This is a genomic window from Streptomyces sp. WAC07094 (genome assembly GCF_036320405.1).
In the GTDB taxonomy this organism is placed as follows: domain Bacteria; phylum Actinomycetota; class Actinomycetes; order Streptomycetales; family Streptomycetaceae; genus Streptomyces; species Streptomyces lannensis.
In genome coordinates this window covers 5,236,154-5,257,949 of sequence record NZ_JAVMJZ010000001.1, presented here as the reverse complement: position 1 = coordinate 5,257,949, position 21,796 = coordinate 5,236,154, and the positions used below count along the sequence as shown (strand labels likewise).

Below are 21,796 nucleotides of genomic sequence, written 5' to 3'. Positions count from 1 at the left end.
CTCCCATGCACAATGGGGCCAGCCGACCCAGGAGAGCCCCCACGATGACCGTGTCCGCGCCACAGGTGACGTTTCCCCGCGCCTTCCTCTGGGGTGCCGCCACGTCGGCGTACCAGATCGAGGGAGCGGTGCGGGAGATCGGCCGCACGCCCTCCATCTGGGACACCTTCAGCCACACACCGGGCAAGACGGTCGGTGGCGAGACCGGTGACATAGCCGTCGACCACTACCACCGCTACCGCGACGACGTCGCGCTCATGGCCGAACTCGGCCTGGGCGCCTATCGCTTCTCGGTGTCGTGGTCGCGGGTGCAGCCGACCGGCCGGGGCCCGGTGGTCCAGCGGGGTCTGGACTTCTACCGCCGCCTCGTGGACGAGCTGCTCGCGCACGGCATCAGGCCGACCATCACGCTCTACCACTGGGATCTGCCACAGGACCTGGAGAACGCGGGCGGCTGGCCGCAGCGTGAGACCGCCTTCCGGTTCGCCGAGTACGCCCAGCTGGTGGGTGAGGCGCTGGGCGACCGCGTCGAGCAGTGGATCACTCTCAACGAGCCCTGGTGCAGCGCGTTCCTGGGTTACGGCGCCGGGGTGCACGCTCCGGGCCGTACCGACGCCGCGGCGTCACTGCGGGCGGCCCACCATCTGAACCTGGCCCATGGCCTCGGTGCATCCGCCCTCCGGTCCGTGATGCCGGCCCGCAACACCGTGGCGGTGAGCCTCAACTCGTGCCCGGTGCGGACGGTGTCGCAGGATCCGGCGGACCTGGCGGCGGGGCGGAAGATAGACGACCTGGCCAACGGGGTCTTCCACGGCCCGATGCTGCACGGTGCCTACCCTCAGTCCCTGCTCACGGCGACGTCGTCGCTCACGGACTGGTCCTACGTCCACGACGGCGATCTGGCGACGATCAACCAGCCGCTGGACGCGCTGGGCCTCAACTACTACACCCCGACTCTCGTGTCGGCCGCGTCGCGGACGGCAGCGGGCCGTCCACGGCCGGGCGGTCACGACAGGGCCGCGGGCACACCCTGGCCGGGCGCGGAGGACGTGTCCTTCCATCAGAGTCCCGGTGAGCGCACGGAGATGGGCTGGACGATCGACCCGGCCGGCCTGCACGAGCTGATCATGCGGTACAGCCGCGAGGTGCCCGGCCTGCCGCTCTACGTGACGGAGAACGGCGCGGCCTACGACGACAAGCCCGACCCGGACGGGCGTGTGCACGACCCGGAGCGGATCGCGTACCTGCACAGCCATCTGTCGGAGATCCGCCGTGCCATCGCGGACGGCGCCAATGTACGTGGCTACTACCTGTGGTCCCTGCTGGACAACTTCGAGTGGGCGCACGGCTACAGCAAGCGGTTCGGGGTGGTCTACGTGGACTACGCGACGCTTGCCCGGCAGCCGAAGTCGAGCGCGCACTGGTACTCCCTGGCGGCCCGCACCGGAAAGCTGCCGCCTCCGCAGGTCTGACCGGCCGGGGACGCGGCGCGGGAGGGAGACGCCGCGTCCCCGGCGGTCCGGGATCCCGTCCGGTGAGCCGGGCCCTACTTGAAGGCGGCGAACGCCTTCGAGAAGGCGAACCTGTCCTGGACGACCGAGCTGCACGTCGGGTCGGCCGTGGGCCTGGCACCGCCGTCGCACTGCCTGTCCCGCGTGGCCGACCACATCGACAGCCCGCCAAGACCCTTGGACCGGGCGAAGTCCGCCAGCTGGGCGGCGTCGTCGACCCTGAAGATCTCCGACGACACGTCGTTGACGCCGATCATCGGGGTGACCGCGACCGCCTTCCAGGCCGCACCGTCGGAGAGTCCCAGCACGCTCTTGAGCTGAGCCTGGGTGGCGGTGGCGGCCTGGGTGGCGTAGGTGCCCATGTCACCGCTGTACGCGGCTCCGTAGTCCATCGCCATGATGTTCACGGTGGAGATCTTCACGCCGTTGGTCCTCGCGTCCGCCACGAGGTCCACGCCGTCCTGGGTCAGGCCCTCCGGCATGACGGGGAGGGTGAACGAGACGTCCAGGCCCGGGTGCTGCTGCTGGAGCTTGGTGACGGCCCGGGCTCGGCGGGTGTTGGCGGCCGTGTTCGGCAGCGCGCCGCCCTCCACGTCGAAGTCGACCTTGGTGAGCTTGTACGCGTCCACGACCTTCCCGTACGCCGCCGCGAGCGCGTCCGCCGAGGAGCAGCCCGTGGCCAGTTCCGCTCCGGAGGCGCCGCCGAAGGAGACGCGGACGTCGCCGCCCTTGGCTCGCAGGGCGCCGATCTGCGCGGCCACCGCGTCGCTGCCGATGGCCGTGACACCGCCCCACTTGGGGGTGCATCCGCCGCCGTCGGTGACGAAGGCCAGGTTGTAGTCCTTCACGCCGGTCGCGTCGGCGGCGGCGATCAGGTCGAAGGCCGGGTAGAGGGAGGTGTCCACGTACGGTGCGAAGCCGGCGCTCGTGCTCGTCCCGGAGCCGGGGGTCCCGGAGGCGGTGGGGGACGGCGTGCCGGTCGCCGTGGCGGTGGGGGTCGGTGTCCTGGTGGGGGTCGCGGTGGGGGTCGGCGACTGTGTCGGACGCCCGCTGGGCTCGGGCGTCGCTCCGTCGTCGGCGGAGCACTCGGCGCCGTCGATCAGGCAGCCTGTCGGGTTCCCGGAGCCGGTCACGACGAAGCCGACGGTCGCGGTTTCGCCGGCCGCCAGCCCGTCCTTGTCCCAGGACGGCGGCTTCACGGTGACATGCTGCCCGCTGACCGTCGACGTGCCGTTCCACAGCGAGCTGAGCTTCGCACCGGCCGGCAGATCGAACCGGAGCGTCCAGTCGTCCTTGGTCCGGTCGCCGTCGTTCGAGACGACGTACTGCGCGGTGTATCCCGTGGCCCAGTCGCTGGTCCTGGTGTAGACGGCACCGACTCCGGCGGCATGCGCGGTGCCGGTGACCAGAAGCGCTGCGCCGCCCACGACGGAGGCGGCGACGACCCCGCCGATCACCTTGTTCCTGCCGCTGACCCTGCGCCGGTGCGTACTGCTCATCGCGTGCCTGCCTTCGCTGCTCACGGGGGGGTGGGATGCGGGAGCACGCTAGCGAGCGGGGATCACGCAAATCAGATCATCCGGACGGCATCCGGGGATCTTAGGGTGCGCTTAAGGAAGGGATCGGGGCCGGTTAAAGGTAGAGACCAATGCGCGTCTGCGGCGCACCCGGTGCCCGCGCCGCACCGGGGCCCGCCCGTCGAGCTGGAACCAGATGCGCACCTCGGTGCCGCCCAGCACGGACGAGCCGATCCGCACGTCGCCGCCGGTCGACTCGGCGAGCCGCCGCACGATGTCCAGGCCGAGGCCGGTGGATCCGGCACTGCCCGAGCCACGACCCCGGGCCATCGCGGCCTCCGGGTCCAGGATGCCGGGCCCGGCGTCGGACACCAGCACGATCACCGCGTCCTCGCCGTTGTGCACGTCGACTGCGAACGCCGTGCCCTCCGGCGTGTGCCGGAAGACGTTCCCGAGCAGTGCGTCGAGCGCGGCCGCGAGGTCCGCCCGGGCCACGGGTGTGCGCACGGGCCGGTCGACCCCGGCCACCCGCCACTTGCGGCCCTCGTCCTCGGCGAGGGCCGACCAGAACTCCATCCGCTCGCGCACCACTTCGGCCGCGTCGCACCCGGCGCCCGGACCCGCCGCCGCCGTCTGCGGCTTGGCCTCCCGCGCCGTACGGATGATCGTGTCGACCTCGCGTTCGAGTTGCGCCACCGCCGCCCGCGTCTGCTCGGCGGCCGGGCCCTCGCCGAGAGAGGCCGCGTTCAGCCGCAGCACCGTCAGCGGGGTGCGCAGGCGATGGGAGAGATCGGCCGCCAGCTCCCTTTCGTTGGCCAGCAGTTGGACGACCTGGTCGGCCATCGAGTTGAACGCGACGGCCGCGAGCCGCAGTTCGGTCGGTCCCTCCTCCGGCACCCGTGCCGCGAGTCTCCCCTCCCCCAGCTCGTGCGCGCCCTCGACCAGGCGCTGGGCGGGCTGCACCATCCGCACTCCGAGCCGGTCGGCGACCGCCACCGAGCCGACGACGAGGGCGACGCCGACCACGGCGAGCACCGCCCAGGCCGTGGCGACGCCGTTCGACACCTCGGACTCGGGGACGTACACCTCGACGACGGCGATGTCGCCCGAGCTCAGGGCGGTGGGCTGGAGGAGCGCCGAGCCGCCCGGGACCTCCGCCATGGAGGCCCGGCCCAGCCGGCGCGTGGTCTCGATGTCCCTGGCAGGCGCGCGACCGGGCCCGATGTCGACGGCCTTCGTGCCGTCGCCCGCCGGGATGTGCACGGCCATCGCGTCGCCGGGACCCGCCGAGGCGACCACCTTCTCCAGCTGGTCCCGGTCGGTGGTGATGGACAGGGCGGGCGCGATCGCCGCGGCCTCCCGCTCCGCGTTCGAGAAGGCGCGGTCGCGTGCCATCTCCTTGATGACGAGCCCGAGCGGGACCGCGAAGGCCACCACGACCATGGTGGTCACCGCCACGCAGACCTTGACCAGCGCCCACCTCACGACAACGGCTCCGTCCTCGGCGGTTCCAGCTTCACGCCCACTCCCCGCAGCGTGTGCAGATAACGCGGCTTCGCCGCCGTCTCACCCAACTTCCGCCGCAGCCATGAGAGATGGACATCAATGGTCTGGTCGTCCCCGTACGACTGCTGCCACACCTCGGCGAGCAGCTCCCGGCGCGGTACGACCACACCGGGCCGGCCGGCGAGAAAGGCGAGCAGATCGAACTCACGGCGGGTCAGGTCGAGTGGTGCGCCGTCCAGTTCCGCGAGGCGGCGCAGCGGATCGATCACGAGGCCGCCGACCCGGATGACGGACGGAGGGGCGGCCTCGGCCGCGGCGGCGCGGGTACGGCGCAGGACCGCCGCGATCCGTGCGGACAGGTGCTCGACCGAGAAGGGCTTGGTCAAGTAGTCGTCGGCGCCCGCGTTGAGCAGGCGGACGATCTCCGCCTCGTCGTCGCGGGCGGTGGCGATGATGACCGGCACGTCCGTGATGCCGCGCAGCATCTTCAGCGCCTCCGACCCGTCCAGGTCGGGCAGTCCGAGGTCGAGGATCACGACGTCGAACGGAAGATGGGCGACCTCGCGCAGCGCCTCCAGCGCGGTGCCGACGCTGCGCACGGTGTGTCCGGCCTCCGTGAGGTGCCTGATGAGCGCCGAGCGTACGAACTGGTCGTCCTCGACCACGAGCACACGTGCCATGGGCGGCACCGTACGCCATACGGGGACGACGATCCCCCCGGTCGGGCGAAGCCGGCGGGGCGACAACCGTGGTAAGGGGACCGGCTCGCGGGCTCCCGCAGGGACGACCGGAACTGTGTGCGACCCGTGAGACACCGGTGGGGCGTGTGGGGCAGTATGGCGGGGATGGTCAGAGGACTCGTACACGTACTGGCGTGGTCGGTCGCCACGGGCGCCGCGGTCACGTTGTCGTGGTGGGGCGTGCACACGGTGATGACGGGGACCGCCTACGATCCGCCGCGCGCCCTGCCCATCACGGCGGGCGGCGCGACGACGCAGCGCGCGAAGCCCGCTGCGTCCTCGACAACGCGTCCCGAGCCGTCACCGAGCTCGAGCCGCGGGCCCGCCTCGAGCCCGGGGCCCACCTCGGTGAAGACGGCCGGCGCGCGTCCGAGCAACACTCCCACGACGTCCTCGTCCCCCTCCGGGTACGGCCGGGTGAAGAGTTACGACACCGACGGCGGGCGCGCGGTCTTCGACCTGGGCAGCACGTCGGCGTCATTGGTGTCGGCAACGCCGGGGCCCGGTTGGTCGATGCAGGTGTGGAAGACCGAGTCCTGGATCCGGGTCGAGTTCGCCTCGGGCGTGAACCGGGTGTCGGTGTTCTGCACCTGGCACGACGGTCCGCCGCACGTGGAGATCGGCAACTACTGAGGGGCGGGTGCCCGGATCAGCGGAAGACCGACGGCGGCGGCGCGGGTGATGCCACGGCCGCCGCGTCCGTGACCGCCGCGGCGCCTCCGGTGAAGTCGGTGAGCGCCCTGCCGTGCTCGACACGTGCCGGGTGCGGGTCCGAGGCGGCCCGGCGCGTCAGTTCGGCGACCGGAAGCGGATGGGCCGAGGCCACCAGGACCGCGTTCCCGAAGCGCTTGCCGCGCAGTACGGCGGGGTCGGCGATCAGGGCGAGTTCGGGGAAGACGGCCGCGGCGGTGGAGATCTGGCCGCGCAGATGGGCGAGCGGTGGCCCGTCGGCGAGATTGGCCGCGTACTGACCGCCGTCGTTCAGCACCCTGCGCACATCGGCGAGGAACTCGACCGACGTCAGATGCGCGGGCGTGCGCGCCCCGCTGAACACATCCACGATGACCAGGTCCGCCCAGCCGTCCGGCACCTTGGCGAGCCCTTCGCGGGCATCCGTGGAGCGCACCCGTATACGGGCGTTCGGGTCCAGGGGGAGGGCGCGCCGCACGAGTTGGACGAGCGCACCGTCGCGCTCGACGACCTGCTGGGTGGAGCGGGGCCGGGTGGCGGCGGTGTAGCGGGCGAGGGTGAAGGCACCGCCGCCGAGGTGCACGGCGTGCACCGGACGGCCGGGCGGAGCGGCCAGGTCGATGACATGACCGAGGCGGCGCTGGTATTCGAACGCGAGGTACGACGGGTCGTCGAGGTCGACGTGCGACTGGGGTGCGCCGTCGATGAGGAGGGTCCAGGCGCGCACCCGTTCCCGGTCGGGTATCAGCTGCGCGAGTCCGCCCTCGACCGTCTCGACGACGGCCTCTGCGGCCTGCCCGCGCCGCGCATTCCGTGACCTGCCCATTCAGCCATTATCGAGGGGACGGCGATGGCGGGCCCACCGGCGGTGTGCGGGGAGCCCGGCCGACGCGGACCGTCAGCGCGCACTCACCGACAGTTGTCGGCGGCCTCCAGCATGCGCGCCGCTTCCCCGAGGGCCTCGCGGAGCACGGTGGGGTCCGTGGCCAGTTCCACGTCGCCCGGGGGCAGAAGCCAGCCCGTGCCCTCGACGGGAGGGACCGGAGCGGCCTGACCGACCCCGCGCCCCTGGGTCTGTGTGCAGGTGCTGCCGGGGACGTCCCAGGCGTCCGCGGTGCCGGGAGGGACCAGGAAACCCAGGGTGTCGCAGCCGTCGTCGTGGATGACGGGCCCGACGCAGTCGCCTGCGCCTCGACGCAGGATGTCGACGGCCTCCAGTCCTTGCCGGGCCGGCACGGTCACGAGGTCCGGGGCCTGCTGCGGCGGTGCGCTGCACTCCCGGGTCGGCATGTGCCGCGCGGTCGACTGCGACGTACGGAATTCGGTGCTCTGCGTGCTCTGCATCCCGGCCTCCATGGCGGAACCCCTCCTCGACGCGTGAGTTGGGTCGGGAGTTCGGGGGGCTCCCGGTCCATCGGGTTAAACGCTCCGGAACGTCAACGGCAACGGGCACAACGCCGCCGCAAAGGATGGCAGTTCATGGCAGATCGCGCATGAGATATCCGGTTTGTAGGCAAACCCGGCGTGACGACTCTCGCGGGACGGGTACGTTCGTGCACCGCCGGACGCAGGGAACAACTTGCACCACGCGGGCAAGTCGTCCCGAATCCGGCATGGTTCGACGGTTCGCACGAAGGAGCCCGACCATGACCTCGTCCCAGCACCCCCGGCCACCACGGCCGAACCTCGCCTTCCGGCAGCTGCGCGGGCAGCGCTCACCGGGCGAGTTCGCCGCGGCGGTACGACGCGCCGCACGGGAGATCGGCGAGCGGGTCAGCTGTGACGCCCGGTACATCGGACGTGTGGAGGCCGGCGAGATCCGTTGCCCCAACTACGCCTACGAACGGGTGTTCCTCCATATGTTCCCCGGACGCACTCTCACGGACCTGGGGTTCGCACCTCGCTCCGCGGTGCGCGGCCGGGGGGCGCGAGCCACCCATGAGGCGACCCCCGTCAACACCATCCGCCGTCCGTTCGCCTCAAGTGAGACACGCGAGGCCTTCGAGACGTATGAGACGCCAGACACCTACGAGACGCACGAGTCGTACGACGGACACGCGTACGGCGAACAGAACCACGAGGAGAGCGACGTGCTGCGTCGCGCATTCATGACCGGCGGCACCGTCACGGTGGCGACCGCATCCCTCGGCCCTTTCGGGCTCACCTTCGGCGGTGCGGCAGCGGCCGCCGAACGCCCCGTCCATCGCGCGGGCTCGTCCGAGGCGAGCGCGCTCGAGGAGGCCGTACGCAAGATCAGGCTGCTCGACGACCGGCACGGTGCGGACGGCCTGTACCGCCGTGCGGCGACCCCGCTGCGCACCGCCTACGCACTGCTCGACGCGGGCACGACCCGGCAGTCGGTCACCGACCGGCTGTATGTGGGCGCGGGCGAACTGGCCATCTCGGTCGGCTGGTTGGCACACGACTCCGGGCGGTTCGACGACGCCCGCTCGCACTACGCGGAGGCACTGGCCACGGCCCGGATGTCGGGAGACCCGGCCCTTGAGGCGCACGCGTTCTGCAACACCGCGTTCCTCGCCCGTGACGCCGGCCGGCCCCGCGAGGCGGTACGGGCGGCGCAGGCGGCCCAGCGCGCCGCGCGCCAGCTGGGCTCCCAGCGCCTGATGTCGCTGCTCGCGCTGCGCGAGGCGGGCGGCTGGGCGGGGCTCACCGACCGGGCGGGCTGCGAACAGGCGCTGGCCCGGGCGCAGGCCCTGTTCGAACGCGGGCCGTCGGAGACCGACCCCGAGTGGATGACGTTCTACGGCGAGGCCGAGCTGGAAGGCCTGGAGGCGCAGTGCTGGTCGGCCCTGGGCGACTGGCCGCGCGCCGCCCGGCACGCCCGGCGCGCCGCTCGTCTCCAGGACCCGCACTTCTCCCGGAACATCGCCCTGTACACCGCGGAGCTCGCCGACGACCTGGCCCGCGGCGGCCGCCCCGACGAGGCGGCCGAGGCCGGGCTGCGCGTCCTGGACCTCCTGGACCAGGTCCAGTCGTCCCGGATCCAGACGATGCTCGCGGGCACGGCGCGGGTCCTGCTGCCGCACCGCCGGGCAGCGGGCGTGTCGGCGTTCCTGGACCGCCACGCGTCCCTGCCGCGCACGGCCTGAGCCGTGCCCGCGCGGGGAGCGCGGTCATGCCATGAGGTGACCGCAGTCGTTCCAGGACTCGATCGCCGGCTCCCCGTAGGCCCACCCGAGGACCGACAGGGAGGTGGGGTTGAGACGGATGCGGGCCGCGAACTCCAGCGGCAGCCCGAGCCACCGCGCCCCTATGGAGCGCAGGATGTGCCCGTGCGCGAAGACCAGCACGTCGCGATCCACCGCGCGGGCCCAGGCGACGACCTCGTCCGCCCGCGCGCCGACCTCGGCCAGGGTCTCCCCCTCGGGCACCCCGTCGCGCCAGATGAGCCAGCCCGGCCGGACCGCCTGGATCTCGGCCGGCGTCATGCCCTCGTACGCGCCGTAGTCCCACTCCAGCAATGTGTCCCAAGTGCTCGCCCGCTCGCCGAAACCGGCGATCTCGCACGTCTCACGCGCGCGTGCCAGCGGACTCGTGCGCACCTCGACACCGTCCAGCCCGTCGAACGGCGCCCGGTGCAGGCGCCGGCCCAGCAGCTCGGCACCCCGCTTGCCCTCCTCCAGGAGCGGTACGTCGGTCCTGCCGGTGTGCTTGCCGGACAGCGACCACTCCGTCTGTCCGTGCCGGGCCAGCAGGATGCGCGGTGCCATGAGCGACCTTTCGGGATGAATCCATCAGAAGTCAACAAGGACGTCACACCATCATCGCTCACCCCGCCCCCGGGCAACCCGGTGGGCGATCTCTGCGTCTTGTCCGCCGGGGTGCCCCTCAAGAGGGGGCGCATACGCCGTAAGGTGGCAGACCGGGCAACGGGAGCCGCAGCAGAGCAGAACGGGGAGGGCGAATCGTATGCCGCAGGCCGAGACAGCAGGCATCGGGGGAAGCCCACTGACCCGGCTGCGCTGGTGGACCGAACTGCCCCTGATCCTGCTGGTGTACATGTGCTACTCCGCCGGCCGGCTGCTCGCCCGGGGCGACGTCTCCTCCGCCGTCGACCACGGCCTGGCGATACTGCGCCTGGAGAAGCTGCTGCGCATCAACGCCGAGCACCCGCTGAACCGGCTGTTCACCCGAGAGGCGTGGCTCGGCATACCCGCCGACTTCTGGTACGCGTCACTGCACTACGTGGTGACCCCGGTGATCCTGGTGTGGCTGTTCAGGTGCCGCCAGGAGCACTACCGGGCGGCCCGCACCTGGCTGATGACGTCCACGTTCATCGGTCTGATCGGCTTCACGCTGCTGCCGACCTGCCCTCCCCGGCTTCTCTCCCCGGGCCACGGCTTCGTCGACACGATGGCCCAGTACAGCTCCTACGGCTGGTGGGCCGGCGACGCGAGCGCACCGCGGGGGCTCGGCGGGATGACGAACCAGTACGCCGCGATGCCGAGCCTGCACGTCGGCTGGGCGCTGTGGTGCGGCGTGATGCTGTGGCGATTCGGCGGCAGGCGCTGGACCAGGGTGGCGGGCGTCGCCTATCCGCTGCTGACCGCGATCGTGGTGATGGGCACCGCGAACCACTACTCGCTCGACGCGGTCGCGGGTGTCGCCGTCATGGGCGCCGGCTTCCTGCTGGCCCCGTCGGTGATGCGCGCGGCGGACGTGGTGCGCACCCGGCTGCGGCGGCCGTTCGTGCCCACGGCGGACGCCCCGCACGCCTCAGGTTCCCCAATTGTCAGTGCCGGGTGCCAGACTTCGACGGGTGAGCGAATTCCCCGACAGCGCATCTCCCGCTCCGGACCGGGAGCCGAGCCGGGTGCCTCTTCCGCGGACGCGGGGGACGGCGCTGCGGCAGCGGCTCGCTGACCTGCGCGGCCCCTCCGTACCGCCCAAGCCGCTGGACGCGCGCGCCCTCGCCGCACTCGCCGCGAACCCCGGGTGCAGACGCCGCGCGCTCCTGGACGGGGCCGGGGTGGACAAGGCGGCGCTGGCGGGAGCACTGGGAGCGCCCTCGGCGTTCGGCCAGTCGCAGTTCGCCTTCGTGCGGGGCAACGCGTTCGAGGCCAGGGTCAAGGCCGACGGCGGCGCGGAGCTGCTGCGGTTGGTGCACGAGAAGCTGGACCCGGCCGCCGACGCGCCCGAAGAGGCGCGTGTCCCCGACCTCACCGCCGCCGGTCCCGAAGGGCGCACGGCCCGGACGGCGCTGGCGTTGCGCGAGGCCGTCCAGGAGGGCGGCTGGACCCTGCTCGACCACCCCATGCTCGCCCTCCCCGTGGCGGGCTCCCTCGCGTTCCTCGAGCCGGACGCCGTGGTGGTGCACCCGGACGGCAGCTGGACCGTCGTGGAGATCAAGTCCTTCCCCATGCTGGACGGATCGGCCGACCCGGCGAAGGTGGGAGCGGCAGCCCGCCAGTCCGCGGTGTACGTGCTGGCTCTGGAGGAGGTCGCCGCCCGCCTCGGTGCGGAGCCGGAAGTCTGCGACGCCGAGGGCGGCGCACCTCCCGTGGTGCGCCAACGGGTCCTGCTGGTCTGCCCAAAGGACTTCAGCAATCTGCCGACCGCCTCCGCGCTCGACGTCCGCAAGCAGCGTGCGGTCACCCGGCGCCAGCTGACCCGTCTCGTCCGTGTCGAGGAGATCGCCGACGCCCTCCCGCAGGGCACGTGCTTCGCGCCCGACCTCCCGCGGCAGGAGCTGACCACCGCGGTGGAGTCGGTCCCTGCGACCTATGCGCCCGAGTGCCTTGCCGCGTGCGAACTGGCCTTCCACTGCCGGGACCATGCACGCGCCGAGGGCGCGGTCACCTCCTTCGGAAGGTCGCTGCGGGCCGAGCTGGGCGGGCTGACCACGGTGGACGAGGTCCTGGCCGCCGCCCACGGCACGGCCGGCGACCCGGACGACCCGGCCGTGGCGGCGCTGCGCAGGGCGGCGGAACTGCGCGCGGAGGCAGTCGCCGGCCGGGAGGACGCCGTATGTCGCTGATCGCGACCCTCGCCCGGCTCGAGGCCGTCCGGTCGGGCCGCGCCCAGGCCCTCGCCACCGTCCGGCACCGGCACCTGTCCGAGCGGCCCCTCGTGCTCGTTCCGCTCACCACCGCGGGCGAGGCCGGAGCACCGCTCGGAGCACTCGTCGGCACGGACCGGGACGCGCCGCGGCTGCTCGTGGTGCCGCAACCACGCGACCGCGACCTCAGGTTCGCGTTCCTCGCCGACCTCGCGGACGTCGTCCTGCCGTACATCGACGGGTGCGCCGAGGCGGTCGAGGCCGCCGAGCGCTCCGAGACCGACCCCGAGACCGGCAAGCGGATCAAGGTCGAGGTCGACCTGTGCGCGGACGCGCCGCAGCTGATCGTGCCGAGCCGCGCGGGCATCGACTTCGTCCGGCTCCTCGGCCGCTCCATGCGTTTTCGCCGCACCGCCGAGCAGGACCCCGAGACCCCGTTCCCGGCGCCCACCCGTGTACCTCTGCTGGGCCGGTGGTTCACCCACTTCGGGGAGCGCTCCAGAGTCCCGGGATCCTCCCTGCTGCTCGCCGTCACCGATCTGCTGCCGCGGCACTGGGCGACCGGGCAGTCCCATCTGGAGGACCAGCACCTGGGAGCACTGCTGGCCTGGATCGACCCGCCGGAGGGTACAACGGGCGCGGACGCGGCGCTGCGGGCCGAGCTGGCCCGGGACGGAAGCGGTCAGTTGCTGTGCCCGCCCGCCGGGCCGGCCACCGACCCGGCCTTCGACAACAAGCTGCTCGCCCCGGCCATCGAGCGCTACGACCAGGTGCGGATCCGGCTCGCCGCCGCCGAGGACGGTGTCGAGGCGGACGACCGCTTCGGTGAACTCACCGAAGCCGAGCACTCGATCCGCACGCTCGTCGAGAAGTGCACGCGTCCGACCTGGGACGCGGTGTGGCGCGGACTCGACCTGCTGCGCGAGCTCGAGGAGGGCGGCCATGTGGCCGACCGCTGGACGCGTGACCGCTGGTCGTTCACCGGCCACCGGGACCGGGTGGCCGCGGGAGAACCGCCGCAGCCGCGCCGGGACGACGCGGTCACGGCGGCGAACAAACTCGCCGCGCGCGAGCGCGAACAGGCCCGCCTCGACGCCCAGGAGGCACTCGACGACCCGCTTGTCATGGCCGGGCGGCGGTTGTCGGGCGAGGCGTTCGCGGGCGAGGTCACGGACGTCGTGATGACGTACAGCGAGGGCAAGCGGCCGAGCCCGCGCCCGCTGCTGACCGTACGGACCGAGGACCGGCCCCATCTCGGGGAGCGCACCAAGGTGTACCGGTCGCTGGCCGGCAAGCCCCAGGCCGCCGAGTTCGTCGGGCACGAGGAGCTCGCCCGGGGCGGCGGTCTCGTGGTCCTGCGGATCGTCGACAAGATGGGGCGCGGCAAGGAGCCGGAGGCGGGCACCGTGCCCGAGAAGGGCGACCGCGTCTGCTTCACGGTCTTCGAGCACGAGCAGCGCGGCGGGGCGAAGCTGCCCGAGCCCGAGGAGACGCCCTGGACGCACGGCGGGCCTCCGGGTGAGGCCGACACCGTGCCGCAGCCCGATCCGGTGACCGAGGAGGACGTTCTGTGACCGTGTTCGCCCAGCCGGGCGGGGCCCTCGATCCGGGGGCCGCGGCCGCCCGGGCCACGGAGGCGATCCTCCACGACACGCTGCACGGGGCGCACCGCGGTGTCGTCGTCGACTCGCCGCCGGGCGCCGGGAAGTCCACACTCGTGGTCCGGGCCGCGCTGGAACTCGCGGCCGCGGGACGGCCGTTGATGGTCATCGCGCAGACCAACGCGCAGGTGGACGACCTGGTGCTGCGGCTGGCGGAGAAGGACCCCGGGCTTCCGGTCGGCCGGCTGCACAGCAGTGACCCGGACCCCTACGACAGAGCTCTCGACGATCTGCCGCACGTCCGCAAGTCGGCGAAGGCGGGCGATCTGGCCGGCCTGGACGTCGTCATCTCCACCGCCGCCAAGTGGGCGCATGTCAAGGACGTCGAGCCGTGGCCGCACGCGATCGTCGACGAGGCGTACCAGATGCGGTCCGATGCGCTGCTGGCGGTGGCGAGCCTGTTCGAGCGGGCGCTGTTCGTCGGTGATCCGGGGCAGCTGGACCCGTTCGCGATCGTCGGCGCGGAACAGTGGGCCGGGCTGTCGTACGACCCCTCGGGGTCCGCCGTGACCACGCTCCTCGCCCACAACCCCACGCTCCCGCAGCACCGGCTGCCGGTGTCGTGGCGGCTTCCGGCGTCGGCGGCCCCTCTGGTGTCGGACGCGTTCTATCCGTACACACCGTTCCGCAGCGGTACCGGGCACGGGGACCGGCGGCTCACCTTCGGGGTGGACTCCGACGGTTCGGGACCCGACCGGGTGATCGACGAGGCGGCCGAGTCGGGCTGGGGGCTGCTCGAGCTGCCCGCCCGGTACACCCCGCGCACGGATCCCGAGGCGGTGCGGGCGGTCGCCCTGGTCGTACGCCGCCTGCTGGACCGGGGCGGGGCGTCGGTCTCCGAGCGGGCCACGGATCCTGCGCCGCTGACCGCGGACCGGATCGCCGTCGGCACGGCGCACCGGGACCAGGCGGCGGCGGTGCGCTCGGCGCTGACGGACCTCGGCGTGATGAACGTGACGGTGGACACGGCCAACCGGCTCCAGGGCCGGGAGTTCGACGTGACGGTGATGCTGCATCCCCTGTCGGGCCGTCCTGACGCGACGGCGTTCCACCTGGAGACGGGGCGGCTGTGCGTGCTGGCCTCCCGCCACCGCCATGCGTGCATCGTGGTGTGCCGGGCCGGGGTCTCGGATCTGCTGGACGACCATCCGTCGACGGAACCGGTGCAGCTGGGGGTGACGGTGAAGTTCCCGGACGGATGGGAGGCGAACCAAGCGGTGCTGACCCATCTGGCGGAACACCGGGTGGCCTGGCGTCCCTGAGGGGCGGGGCCACCGGTACGGCCGTACGGCCGGTGACCAACGGCACACCGGGTCGGCCGGGCGATACGTGAACGGCCGCCCGCGCCGGGGCCGCGGCACCGGCTGCCGGCCGGCAGGCCCTCGACCGGCGCAAACGCCCCGGCGGCCGGAAAATTCCGTTCGACGGGAACATCGCGTGAGCGGGCGGCCTTGAGACTGCGCGAGGCGTGCGGCACGGTCGGCGCCCGGTCCTGCGTACTCGCGCGTCGAGGCCCTCTTGCATCGTCGCGAGACAATGGACGGTGGCCCACCCGAAGGGTGGTGTCACTCGGACCCTACGAGGAGGAGAAGACATGGCGGAGCCCACGCCGCGTCGGAACGAGCCGCGGCTACGCCCCGCGCCCCTGCTCTTCGAGCCGGCGGAGGCGGCCTCCGACCCGGAGCACTTCTTCGACCTGGAGTCGATCGACGACCCGCGGGCCCTGCTGGCGCGCGCCACGGAACTGGCTCAGGCCTTCCGCGCTGCCGCGGACCGGGCGGTGGAGTTCCAGGCGGTCGCCGCGGCCCAGCTCGCCGATCCACGCCGCTTCGACCGGCTGACCCCCGCCGCGATCGCCGAACAGGCGGAATGGACCGAGGACTACGCCAAGAAGATGGTGGAGTTCGGCCGCGATCTGATGCGCGGCGTCGAGGCGAGCGGGCCCGAGAACCTGGGCTGAGCGGTGCGGCGGCGGGGAACCGTCCCGGCCGCCGACCCGAATGATCTTTTGGCATATGCCGGGCGGCACAATACCCCTTCCCGCCCCACCCTGTCCCGGTTTTCGGCAACCCTCGGAGACGGTTTGTTCACTGCGGGTAGACCTGGGTGTCATGAGTAGTCGAGCGCCGTCCGACGAACCCTGCCGACACCTCCCCGACCGGTTCGACGCCTCCGGCGTCACCTCGGAGGGAGCCATCTGGCTCGCCTCGGCGGGAGCCTGTCCCCGCAGCACGCTCGCGCACTGGGCGGATCGCCCCTCCGCCCCCGTCGTGCTGCCCTGCGGCACCGCGTTCGACATCATCAACGCGCCCGCGATCTTCGGGCGGCGCATGCTCGACCGGCTCTGGGACGAGGGCCCGGGCTCCGGGCCCGTCGCCGAGCACCGCGGGCGCATGCTGCTCTTCGCGGCACCCGGCACGGCACGTCGGCTGCCCGCGCTGCTCGACTGGGAGGAGTGGGGCGGCCGGGTCCAGCCGATTCCGCCGCTGCTGTGCCATGGTCCCGGTGACGCCGTGACCGTGCCCGCGATCCACCCCGCCGACACCGCCGCCACACGCCCCGAATCCCGCTGGCTGGTCGCGCCCGACACCTGTCACCCGTGGCTTCCCGGGCCGGAGGTCGTGCTGTGGGCGGCCGTCCGGGCGGCCCGTACGGCCGCCTCCGCGGCTGTACGGATATCGATTTTTCCTCCCACCGACCAGGATGCTAAGGTCTACGACGTCAGCAGGCGCCGCTAGCTCAGTTGGTTAGAGCAGCTGACTCTTAATCAGCGGGTCCGGGGTTCGAGTCCCTGGCGGCGCACGATGACGATGGCGATCCATGTCCGCGGACAACGCGAACGGGGTCGCCATCGTTGTTTTTACGTGGCGTCACCGCGCGTGGTGGGGGGCTTTGCCGCCCACACCCCCTTGCGGATCCGCTCCGGTGGGCCGGCGTCCGCAGCCGTCCTGAGGCCTCGGGCGCACCCGGAGGCCTAACCGATCCGGGGCCGTGGCCCCCGAGCACCTGCCACGGCGGACCGCAGCCGCAAACCACCCCGGCACAAGCCCCGTCTCCGGGACGAACCGCACCGCCCCCGACCGGCCACGGCGAACCGCGGGCGCGAGCGCCGCCCCGCCCCGCCGGCCCGCAGCCACACCCCGCCGTGCGGTCGGCTCCCATGGGTGCCGGGGACCCGCCCTTCGATCGCGCGCGGACGACCCGTGGGGACCGCGCCCGGAGTCACTTCTTCGTGACCTTCACCGTCCACGCCCCGGTTGCGGTGCGGTCCTCCACCTCCACTTTCACCTTCACCGCTCCGGCCGCCACCGTGAAGCTCTCGCCGACCGGGATCGGGGCGTCCGCGAGGGCCGGATAGACCGAGTTGCCCCAGCAGGCGGCGGTCTGCGGATGGGCGTCCAGGACCTCGATCGGCCCACTGCCCGACTCCGTCTCGCCGTGGACGCGGTAGACGAGGACGCCCGGCAGGCAGACCCCGGTGTCGTTGCCCAGTACCCCGCGTGCCTCGATGGCGAGCACACTGTCCGACCCCGTCCGCACGACCGCCAGTTTGGTGCCGCGTCCCGAACCGAAGGCCTCCACCCCGGGCCCGAGCAACCGCTCCCCGGGGCTGCCCGCCGCACCTGTCGCCCCGCCGTCCTGCTGTGTGTCCGCGTGCACCGGCACCTGCGGCACGGTCGGGCTGGACTCGAGCGGTTCCAGCGTCAGCCGTGTGACCGTGCCCCGCACACACACCACCTGCCGCGGGTCCAGCCACCCCAGCTTCCACTTGTGCCAGGCGAACAGATCGGGAGCCAGACCGAACTGGCTGCCCATGAGATCCCAGTCGCCCACGTAGGTGTCCCAGTCGCCCTTGCCGTCGGTGGGGCGGTGGTAGAGATCGGGCAGGTCGAAGATGTGGCCCGTCTCATGGGCGAGGACCAGGTGGTCCGGCGGATGCTTCTCGAAGACCGTGACCATCCGGCGGATGTCCGTGCCGTCCGCCTGCATCGGGGTGTCGAGGTTGACCACCTTCGTGGCGTCCGAGTCGACTCCGGGCGCGTCCGGGTCGGCCACGAAGTACACGATCCGGTACTTCGAGAAGTCGACCTCCTTGTCCGCCACGGTGACCGCGTCGTGCAGATACGCGGACCGGTGCTCGGGGTCCCAGTCCCGCCCGATGGCGTACCAGTCGGAGGGCCGCGGCATGCGGATCCAGTGGCTCAGAGGATGCGGGCGTACCGAGAAGCGGCCGTAGGAGGCACGTTGGAAGAAACGGTTGGTGGCCGGGAAGTAGTCGCCGGTCAGCTCGTCGGGCGTGGTCAGCGGAGTCGCGTCCGGGAACGACAGGAAGACCAGTACGGCGTCCAGCGGGTGGGTGGGCCGCATGTAGTCGGCGTTCCAGGTGTCGACGCCCTCCGAGTGATGGGCCTCGCTGCGCGGGAGTTCACAGGGTGCCGTGGGCAGTCCGACCAGTGAGGGTCCGGTGATGAGCGAGGTCGCCACCAGCGCCGCCATCGACGTCGCCATGGCCGCGGTCCTGCGCAGCATGGGCGTCCTGCCCCGTACGAGCGCCTTGGGGACGTACCTGGTTGGCCCCTTGGCGGGGAGCGGACGCGGCACGTCGACCTCCGGGTGCGGTTCAGGGGCTCCGCATCCAGCTTTGTCCTACTTGTACTACTACGCCCTGTTTGCCTGCACCGGAAGGGTGAGACCCCCTCAGACGGGGGAAAGGGCACAGAGAAACCGCGTCGGCCGAGGGAGGGGCAGTGCGACGCGGGAGCGCACGACGGCGCAGGAAGACGGAGGGGGCGGCCGACAGGGGCCGACACCCCCACCGCTCACACAACGTCACAACCGCGGACGGCCCGATAGACCGGCGCCCGCCGCGGGCAGAAACGATCTGTCAGAGCGTGCGCCCGTTCCTGGGCACCGGACTGCGGCTGCAAGGCCTCCGGACCGGGCTCTATGATCGGCACACTTCCCTGCACGAACACGACGCGCACGGTCGCCCGTCACGCGACCGTCGACCCCGGCGAGACACACGAGATCCGTACGAAGAACGAGTGCACTGCGGGAGCGAGCGGTGAGCGGAACGTCCCAAGGGCCGACGCCTGCGGCAGACCTCGTCGGCCCGGCCGTCACAGGAAGTAACGACCCCACGTCCGGTGCGTCCGAACCGTCGTCCCTCCCGGGGGACCATCCGATCCCACCGGCCCCCGACCCTGCGCCGCACGCCTCCCGGCCCCACCCGCTGGGAGCGGCGTTCACCGCGGCCCCGCTCGCCATGGCGCTCGTCGACCGCGAGGGCCTGGTCGTCACCGCCAACGAGACGATGGGGTCGCTGCTCGCCACCGGCACGAGCGCCCTGGCCGGCAAGGCCGCCGCCGATCTGGTGGACCTGTCCTCGGACGCCCGCACCTGGCACGCGTACCGCGAGGTGCTGCGCGGCCGCCAGGCGCGGCTGCGCTGTACGCGCCGGCTCAAACATCCCGACGGCCACTCGCTCTGGGTCCAGGTGACCGTCACCCCGCTGCCAGAGACGGAGAAGGCGGTACTGCTCTCGGTCGCCGACATCGGCGCCCGCCGCGAACTCCAGGCACAGCTACGGCACTTGCAGATGCACGATCCGGTGACACGGCTGCCCAACCGCACGTTGTTCTTCGAACGTCTGTCGGCCGCACTGGAGGTCGAATCGTACGAGGAGAGCGGCACCGGCCGGGTCGGGCTGTGCTATCTGGACCTCGACGGCTTCAAGGCCATCAACGACACCCTCGGGCATCGCGTCGGGGACCGGCTGCTCGCGGCCGTCGCGGAGCGCCTGACGGCGTGCGCGGACGAGGCGGGCTACGCGCGTGCGGCCACTCCCCTGGTGGCGCGGCTGGGGGGCGACGAGTTCGCCCTTCTCGTCGAGGACTCGACGGGCACCGACCAACTCGCCGAGCTGGCGGAGTCGGTGCTCAAGGCGCTTCAGGCGCCGTTCGACCTGGCCGGGCAGCGCCTGTCCGTCTCGGCGTCCATCGGCGTGGTGGAGCGGCACGCGGCCGGGACGACGGCGACCGGTCTGATGCAGGCCGCCGATACGACGCTGTACTGGGCGAAGGCCGACGGCAAGGGCCGCTGGACCCTCTTCGACCCCGAGCGCAACGCACACCGTATGACCCGGCAGGCCCTGTCCTCCGGTCTGCGCCCGGCCATCGAGCGGGGTGAGTTCGCCCTGGAGTACCAGCCGCTCGTCGGGATGGAGGACGGACGGGTGCGCGGGGTGGAGGCACTGGTGCGCTGGCATCACCCGCAGTTCGGCACGCTCACGCCGAACCGGTTCATCGGATTGGCCGAGGAGGACGGCTCGATCGTGCAGCTCGGACGCTGGGCGCTCAAGTCCGCCTGCCGTCAGGCGCGCCGATGGCAGTTGGAGCGCCCGGACGAGCCGCCGATCTTCGTCAGTGTGAACGTGGCGGTGCGTCAGGTATGGGACTCCGATCTGGTGGCCGATGTGGCGGGAACCCTCGCGGAGACGGGACTCGCCCCCCATCTGCTGCAGTTGGAGCTCACGGAGTCCGCGGTCATGGGTTCGGCCGGCCGCCCGCTCCAGGCGCTCCAGGCGCTCAGCGACATGGGGGTGCGGATCGCCATCGACGACTTCGGGACGGGGTACTCCAACCTCGCCTACCTCAGCCGGCTGCCGGTGTCGGTGCTGAAGCTGGACGGGTCGTTCGTCCGCGGTTTCCAGTACGAGGGCACGGGCGTGCACCCCAACCCCGCGGACGAGGTGATCGTCGAGGCCATGATCCAGCTCGCGCACCGGCTGGGCCTGACCGTCACCGCCGAGTGCGTGGAGACCTCCGCGCAGGCCAGCCGACTGCGACGGATCGGCTGCGACACCGGCCAGGGCTGGCTGTACTCCCGGCCGGTGCCACCGGACCGCATCTCCGAGCTGGTGGATCCGGAGGCCTGTCACCCTTCATGACCGCGCCGGCGCCGCGCGGTCATGAAGGGTGAGGGCGGCCTCAGGCGGTCGGCAGACCGTAGGCGTCCGCGATCAGCTCGTAGGAGCGCACACGTACGTCGCCGCCGTGGGCGTTGGACGTGAGCATCAGCTCGTCGGCGCCGGTGCGCTTCTGGAGGCCGTCCAGGCCCGCGCGGACCTCGTCCGCCGTGCCGTGGATGACGTTCGCCGTCCAGGACTCGAAGAACTCCTGCTCCAGCGGACCGAACTCGTAGCTCTCCGCCTCCTCCGGAGTGGGGACGAGACCCGGACGGCCCATGCGCAGCCTGAGCATGTTCAGGGCGGCGGCCCTCACCTGGCGGCGGGCCTCCTTCTCCTCGTCGGTGGCGAGCGCGGCGACACCGATCAGGGCGTACGGGGCTTCGAGCACCGCGGACGGCCGGAAGGACTCGCGGTACAGGTCGAGCGCCGGGATGGTGTTCTGCGCCGAGAAGTGGTGGGCGAAGGCGAAGGGCAGGCCGAGCATGCCGGCCAGGCGGGCGCTGAAACCGGAGGAGCCCAGCAGCCAGATCGGCGGCCGGTGCGGGGACTGGACGCCACCCGGTGAGGTGGACTGGACGGGGCCCGGGACCGCGTGGATACGGGAGTAGGGGTGGCCGTCCGGGAAGTCGTCGTCGAGGAACCGGGTCAACTCGGCGAGCTGCTGGGGGAAGTCGTCCGCGCCCTCGTTCAGCTGATCGGTGCGGCGCAGTGCGGCGGCCGTGGCGCCGTCGGTGCCCGGAGCGCGGCCGAGGCCCAGATCGACACGGCCGGGAGCCAGGGCCTCCAGCGTGCCGAACTGCTCCGCGATGACGAGCGGGGCGTGGTTGGGCAGCATCACTCCGCCCGAGCCGAGCCGGATGCGCTCGGTGTGGGCGGCGAGGTGGGCGAGGATCACGGCGGGCGAGGAGGACGCCACGCCCGGCATCGAGTGGTGCTCGGCGACCCAGAAGCGGTGATAACCGCGGGACTCCGCGAGGCGCGCGAGATCGACGCTGGTGCGGAGGGCGTCGGTGGCGGTACGGCCCGCACCGACCGTGACCAGGTCAAGTACGGACAGGGGTACGGGCGCGGTGCCCTGTGCCGTGGCTCGGATCTCGTCCACCGAACTGCCTCCTGCGTGTGTGTCGCGACTCCCACGCACAACAGGAGGCAGTCCCCGGTTATTCCCGGTCCGTCGGCCCG

General features: G+C 72.3%; 18 protein-coding genes and 1 tRNA gene. 11 read left to right on the top strand and 8 right to left on the bottom strand.

Translation table 11 applies throughout. The features are described from left to right. Positions 1–44 precede the first annotated feature (44 nt). The gene (locus RCR19_RS23285; RefSeq protein WP_331266882.1) at positions 45–1,472 is read left to right on the top strand and encodes a GH1 family beta-glucosidase; all 1,428 of its coding nucleotides are present in this window, start codon (positions 45–47) and stop codon (positions 1,470–1,472) included. A gap of 74 nt (positions 1,473–1,546) precedes the next feature. Here the strand turns inward: RCR19_RS23285 and RCR19_RS23280 are convergent, their stop codons facing one another. The 3 genes from RCR19_RS23280 to RCR19_RS23270 all read right to left on the bottom strand — a co-directional run bounded on the left by RCR19_RS23280 (position 1,547) and on the right by RCR19_RS23270 (position 5,214). Continuing rightward, positions 1,547–3,010: a cellulose binding domain-containing protein gene (locus RCR19_RS23280; protein ID WP_331266881.1), complete on the bottom strand. Its 1,464-nt coding sequence runs from the start codon at positions 3,008–3,010 to the stop codon at positions 1,547–1,549. A gap of 111 nt (positions 3,011–3,121) precedes the next feature. Further along, on the bottom strand, positions 3,122–4,513 hold the full coding sequence (locus RCR19_RS23275; RefSeq protein ID WP_331266880.1) for a HAMP domain-containing sensor histidine kinase: 1,392 nt from the start codon (positions 4,511–4,513) through the stop codon (positions 3,122–3,124). Next, positions 4,510–5,214 carry a response regulator transcription factor gene (locus RCR19_RS23270; protein WP_331266879.1) on the bottom strand — a complete coding sequence of 235 codons (705 nt, stop codon included), beginning with the start codon at positions 5,212–5,214 and terminating at the stop codon, positions 4,510–4,512. The genes RCR19_RS23275 and RCR19_RS23270 overlap by 4 nt, the downstream gene beginning before the upstream one ends. A gap of 165 nt (positions 5,215–5,379) precedes the next feature. Between RCR19_RS23270 and RCR19_RS23265 the strand changes: the two genes are divergently transcribed. Further along, positions 5,380–5,907: a hypothetical protein gene (locus RCR19_RS23265; RefSeq protein WP_331266878.1), complete on the top strand. Its 528-nt coding sequence runs from the start codon at positions 5,380–5,382 to the stop codon at positions 5,905–5,907. Between the two features lie 16 nt (positions 5,908–5,923). On the opposite strand, the gene RCR19_RS23260 is transcribed toward RCR19_RS23265, so the two are convergent. Both RCR19_RS23260 and RCR19_RS23255 read right to left on the bottom strand, forming a co-directional pair. Continuing rightward, a complete protein-coding gene (locus RCR19_RS23260; protein WP_331266877.1) occupies positions 5,924–6,790 on the bottom strand; it encodes a fused MFS/spermidine synthase in 867 nt (288 codons plus the stop codon). A gap of 83 nt (positions 6,791–6,873) precedes the next feature. Continuing rightward, positions 6,874–7,308: a hypothetical protein gene (locus tag RCR19_RS23255; protein WP_331266876.1), complete on the bottom strand. Its 435-nt coding sequence runs from the start codon at positions 7,306–7,308 to the stop codon at positions 6,874–6,876. A 302-nt stretch (positions 7,309–7,610) separates the two neighbouring features. Here RCR19_RS23255 and RCR19_RS23250 point away from each other — a divergent pair, with 302 nt between their 5' ends. Beyond that, positions 7,611–9,074: a hypothetical protein gene (locus RCR19_RS23250; RefSeq protein WP_331266875.1), complete on the top strand. Its 1,464-nt coding sequence runs from the start codon at positions 7,611–7,613 to the stop codon at positions 9,072–9,074. A gap of 24 nt (positions 9,075–9,098) precedes the next feature. On the opposite strand, the gene RCR19_RS23245 is transcribed toward RCR19_RS23250, so the two are convergent. Further along, positions 9,099–9,695 (bottom strand): histidine phosphatase family protein, encoded by a 597-nt coding sequence (locus RCR19_RS23245; protein WP_331266874.1) that lies wholly within the window; start codon positions 9,693–9,695, stop codon positions 9,099–9,101. 199 nt (positions 9,696–9,894) lie between these two features. Between RCR19_RS23245 and RCR19_RS23240 the strand changes: the two genes are divergently transcribed. The 7 genes from RCR19_RS23240 (at position 9,895) to RCR19_RS23210 (ending at position 16,446) form a co-directional block, all read left to right on the top strand. Beyond that, the gene (locus RCR19_RS23240) at positions 9,895–10,848 is read left to right on the top strand and encodes a phosphatase PAP2 family protein (protein WP_331266873.1); all 954 of its coding nucleotides are present in this window, start codon (positions 9,895–9,897) and stop codon (positions 10,846–10,848) included. Continuing rightward, entirely contained in the window at positions 10,799–11,962 is a 1,164-nt protein-coding gene (locus RCR19_RS23235; RefSeq protein ID WP_331266872.1) for a hypothetical protein, read from the top strand. The genes RCR19_RS23240 and RCR19_RS23235 overlap by 50 nt, the downstream gene beginning before the upstream one ends. After that, positions 11,953–13,557, top strand: coding sequence for a hypothetical protein (locus RCR19_RS23230; protein ID WP_331266871.1), 1,605 nt, complete (start codon positions 11,953–11,955; stop codon positions 13,555–13,557). The genes RCR19_RS23235 and RCR19_RS23230 overlap by 10 nt, the downstream gene beginning before the upstream one ends. Positions 13,558–13,559: 2 nt before the next feature. Continuing rightward, the gene (locus RCR19_RS23225) at positions 13,560–14,906 is read left to right on the top strand and encodes an AAA domain-containing protein (RefSeq protein WP_331269531.1); all 1,347 of its coding nucleotides are present in this window, start codon (positions 13,560–13,562) and stop codon (positions 14,904–14,906) included. Positions 14,907–15,238: 332 nt separating this feature from the next. Beyond that, complete coding sequence (locus RCR19_RS23220) at positions 15,239–15,604, top strand: hypothetical protein (protein WP_220293954.1); 366 nt, start codon at positions 15,239–15,241, stop codon at positions 15,602–15,604. 151 nt (positions 15,605–15,755) lie between these two features. After that, positions 15,756–16,382 carry a hypothetical protein gene (locus RCR19_RS23215; protein WP_331266870.1) on the top strand — a complete coding sequence of 209 codons (627 nt, stop codon included), beginning with the start codon at positions 15,756–15,758 and terminating at the stop codon, positions 16,380–16,382. Then, a tRNA-Lys gene (locus RCR19_RS23210) sits at positions 16,373–16,446 on the top strand. Before RCR19_RS23215 ends, RCR19_RS23210 begins: the two co-directional genes overlap by 10 nt. A gap of 420 nt (positions 16,447–16,866) precedes the next feature. On the opposite strand, the gene RCR19_RS23205 is transcribed toward RCR19_RS23210, so the two are convergent. Continuing rightward, positions 16,867–18,174 (bottom strand): M6 family metalloprotease domain-containing protein, encoded by a 1,308-nt coding sequence (locus RCR19_RS23205; RefSeq protein ID WP_331269530.1) that lies wholly within the window; start codon positions 18,172–18,174, stop codon positions 16,867–16,869. 535 nt (positions 18,175–18,709) lie between these two features. On the opposite strand from RCR19_RS23205, the gene RCR19_RS23200 reads away from it, so the two are divergent. Next, positions 18,710–20,593 (top strand): EAL domain-containing protein, encoded by a 1,884-nt coding sequence (locus RCR19_RS23200; RefSeq protein ID WP_331266869.1) that lies wholly within the window; start codon positions 18,710–18,712, stop codon positions 20,591–20,593. A 40-nt stretch (positions 20,594–20,633) separates the two neighbouring features. Here the strand turns inward: RCR19_RS23200 and RCR19_RS23195 are convergent, their stop codons facing one another. Further along, a complete protein-coding gene (locus RCR19_RS23195) occupies positions 20,634–21,716 on the bottom strand; it encodes an LLM class flavin-dependent oxidoreductase (protein WP_331266868.1) in 1,083 nt (360 codons plus the stop codon). Between the last annotated feature and the right edge of the window lie 80 nt (positions 21,717–21,796).

Coding starts and splice junctions, on each gene's coding strand:
- RCR19_RS23285 (WP_331266882.1), top strand. CDS start 45: ATGACCGTGTCCGCGCCACAGGTGACGTTTCCCCGCGCCTTCCTCTGG.
- RCR19_RS23280 (WP_331266881.1), bottom strand. CDS start 3,010: ATGAGCAGTACGCACCGGCGCAGGGTCAGCGGCAGGAACAAGGTGATC.
- RCR19_RS23270 (WP_331266879.1), bottom strand. CDS start 5,214: ATGGCACGTGTGCTCGTGGTCGAGGACGACCAGTTCGTACGCTCGGCG.
- RCR19_RS23265 (WP_331266878.1), top strand. CDS start 5,380: ATGGTCAGAGGACTCGTACACGTACTGGCGTGGTCGGTCGCCACGGGC.
- RCR19_RS23260 (WP_331266877.1), bottom strand. CDS start 6,790: ATGGGCAGGTCACGGAATGCGCGGCGCGGGCAGGCCGCAGAGGCCGTC.
- RCR19_RS23255 (WP_331266876.1), bottom strand. CDS start 7,308: ATGCAGAGCACGCAGAGCACCGAATTCCGTACGTCGCAGTCGACCGCG.
- RCR19_RS23250 (WP_331266875.1), top strand. CDS start 7,611: ATGACCTCGTCCCAGCACCCCCGGCCACCACGGCCGAACCTCGCCTTC.
- RCR19_RS23245 (WP_331266874.1), bottom strand. CDS start 9,695: ATGGCACCGCGCATCCTGCTGGCCCGGCACGGACAGACGGAGTGGTCG.
- RCR19_RS23240 (WP_331266873.1), top strand. CDS start 9,895: ATGCCGCAGGCCGAGACAGCAGGCATCGGGGGAAGCCCACTGACCCGG.
- RCR19_RS23230 (WP_331266871.1), top strand. CDS start 11,953: ATGTCGCTGATCGCGACCCTCGCCCGGCTCGAGGCCGTCCGGTCGGGC.
- RCR19_RS23220 (WP_220293954.1), top strand. CDS start 15,239: ATGGCGGAGCCCACGCCGCGTCGGAACGAGCCGCGGCTACGCCCCGCG.
- RCR19_RS23215 (WP_331266870.1), top strand. CDS start 15,756: ATGAGTAGTCGAGCGCCGTCCGACGAACCCTGCCGACACCTCCCCGAC.
- RCR19_RS23205 (WP_331269530.1), bottom strand. CDS start 18,174: ATGCTGCGCAGGACCGCGGCCATGGCGACGTCGATGGCGGCGCTGGTG.